Raw genomic sequence first — 2,412 nt, forward strand, 5'->3', positions numbered from 1 at the left:
AGCAGAATATCGCCGGGGATGCGCCGGAAGCGATTGATGCGTCGGGAGCGGATGCACTCCACGTACAGAAGATCATCGAGGCCATTATCGAGTCCTGGGAGACTGGGCAGGTAGTGACGCTCAAGTAGCCATGCAACCCAAACTCGATCCCGCCGCGATAACGCTTCTCAAAAAGGCCGAGCAGAAGATGCTCGGCCTGAAAAGCTATCACGCCGAGTGCTGGACCACCTTGACGCCTAGGCAAGAACCGGGAAAGACACAGCGCCCTCCACGCCGTATACTCGAGATTATCACTGCCGCCAAGCCCGCCTATCTGCGCTACGATCAATGGTCGCTGATTCAGAAAGATGGCACCTGGAAACGCAAGCGTGAGGCTCCCTCAATCACGTTTGTCTGTGATGGTAAAAATACCTGGCAGCAGTACGATAGCACCTATAATCGAAAGAAAGGGCGCGACTTGGACACGGGGCTGGGGCCGTGGAAGGGTTTTTATTCCGTGGACCCTTCCATGGACGCTTCCCCGCTTGTTATGGTCAGCCAGGGTCGAGAAAACGGGAGATTGAAAGAGGTACGCCATGAGGGTCGGGAGACTGTCGAGGGTACTGACTGTGAGAGAGTCGTTACCAGGATTAAGTTGTCCAAAACAGAGGAAATCGAGATCACCTGGTACTTCTCCTCCGAAGGCCTGATGCGTCGCGAGATATTCAAGATAATGGGTGAATCCCCTTCGACTACAGATAGCATCTTGAGAAATATCAAGGTGAACATCCCGATTGCTTCCCACTCCAAAGTATTCTCCTATAAGCCACCGCCGGGTGTATCTCTGAAACAGGAGACTCCACAGACTCCAGAGCTCAAATTATTGTCGAAGGGCTCTAAAGCCCCAGACTTTAGTGCAGTAGATAAAGACGGAAAGACCATCCAGCTCTCGGACTTCCGAGGCAAAGTGCTAATTCTCAACTTCTGGGCAAGTGAGGATGTCGCTTCCGTGGTGGCAATGCAATACAATCAAATGCTCATGAAGGAACTTCAAAATGAGAAAGAAGATGTTGTCCTCCTCGCACTAGATGACAGTGAAGATCGGGCGACTTTTCTTAAGTCGGTAAAAGCATTCCAGGAGATGGATGCGATTCTCTTCGCGCACAACGCCCCTAAAGCAAGTGTCTCCAAGTCCTACAAAATCTCCAGGCTACCCACACAATATGTCATTGACCCCCAAGGAAATATTGAGGTTGGTTGGATTGGCGGAGGTGCACAGTTTCTAGGGATGCGGATGGCCATATGGGAAGCGCAAAAAAAGAAGGTTAAGTAAGGGAGTATGCAAAGAGTCTGCGTCGTTGGAATGGGCGTGATCGGAAATCGTCACGGCGATATGTACAAGCTGAGCCCGCTCGCTGAGCTCGTCGGGGTGTGCGACAAAGATAACACCCGGGCGGACGCTGCGGCGGCGCGGCTGGGTGTCCCGGCATTTTATGATGTCGAGCAGATGCTGGCCGCGCTCCAGCCTGATATCGTGAGCGTCGCCACCGGTGGCTACGAGTACGGCAGCGACCACTACGAGCCGACGATGCAGGCGCTGGCGGCAGGCTGCCACGTGCTCGGGGAGAAGCCCATCTCCAACACGATCTCTGAGGCGGAGGAGATGGTGGCCCTCGCCAAAGAGAAAAACCTCTGCTACGGCATCAACCTCAACCATCGGTTCACCCCGGCGGCGCGGATTGCGAAGAAGTGGCAGAACGAAGGGCGGCTGGGGCATCTGCTCTTTGTGAACATGAGCATGTGGATCATGAACCCCACGGAGGGCTCGCCGTACTTTCAGATCAAGGCCCTGCATCCCCATACGGTTGATGTGATGCGGCACTTCTGCGGCGATGTCGAGCGCGTGCAGTGCTTTGCGACGATCGCACCGGGCCGGAAGATCTGGACCACGGCGCACTTCTCGATGCAGTTTAAGAACGGAGTGGTCGGCGGGCTGACTGGCTCCTATGATATCGAGCGTGGCCACCCGATGGAGCGCTGCGAGGTCGCGGGAACCGGTGGGCGGCTGGTGATCGACGACATGTACCGCGAGGCGACCCTCTTCCCGGCGGGCAACCCGGAGAAGCTGGTCTACACCAACCCGCTCTTTGGGGGCTTCGAGAGCTTCACGGACACGTTCAAGGACCGCATCCACACGTTTGTCCGCGAGGTAGACGAAGGCATCTCCCCAGCACTTCTTGACGGCTCCGGGGCAGACGGCCTCGCGGCACAAAAAGTATTACAGGCGGCCATTGAGTCGCTCAACACAGGAACAGTAGTTAGTTTGCCGTAGGTTAAAACCTTCGGCTTAAGAGGACGACGGCTGCCTTCGCAGCCAAACAAATCTATTGCTCGCGCAGGCGAGCGTCGCCCTTTCAAGCCGGAAGACTCGTT

The 2,412-nt window shown here is 55.6% G+C and carries 2 protein-coding genes; both read left to right on the top strand.

Going from position 1 to position 2,412, the window contains the following annotated elements; translation table 11 throughout:
- Window positions 1-187 precede the first annotated feature (187 nt).
- Window positions 188-1,312 (top strand): redoxin domain-containing protein, encoded by a 1,125-nt coding sequence (locus tag RMO15_RS20195; protein ID WP_309716081.1) that lies wholly within the window; start codon window positions 188-190, stop codon window positions 1,310-1,312.
- 6 nt (window positions 1,313-1,318) lie between these two features.
- On the top strand, window positions 1,319-2,311 hold the full coding sequence (locus RMO15_RS20200) for a Gfo/Idh/MocA family oxidoreductase (protein WP_309716084.1): 993 nt from the start codon (window positions 1,319-1,321) through the stop codon (window positions 2,309-2,311).
- The last annotated feature ends 101 nt before the right edge of the window (window positions 2,312-2,412 follow it).

Origin of the sequence: Armatimonas sp., assembly GCF_031410135.1 — a bacterium.
Classification (GTDB): Bacteria; Armatimonadota; Armatimonadia; order Armatimonadales; family Armatimonadaceae; genus Armatimonas.

Excerpts from the sequence above, each read along its gene's own strand:
- RMO15_RS20195 (WP_309716081.1), top strand. The coding sequence starts at position 188 with ATGCTCGGCCTGAAAAGCTATCACGCCGAGTGCTGGACCACCTTGACG.
- RMO15_RS20200 (WP_309716084.1), top strand. The coding sequence starts at position 1,319 with ATGCAAAGAGTCTGCGTCGTTGGAATGGGCGTGATCGGAAATCGTCAC.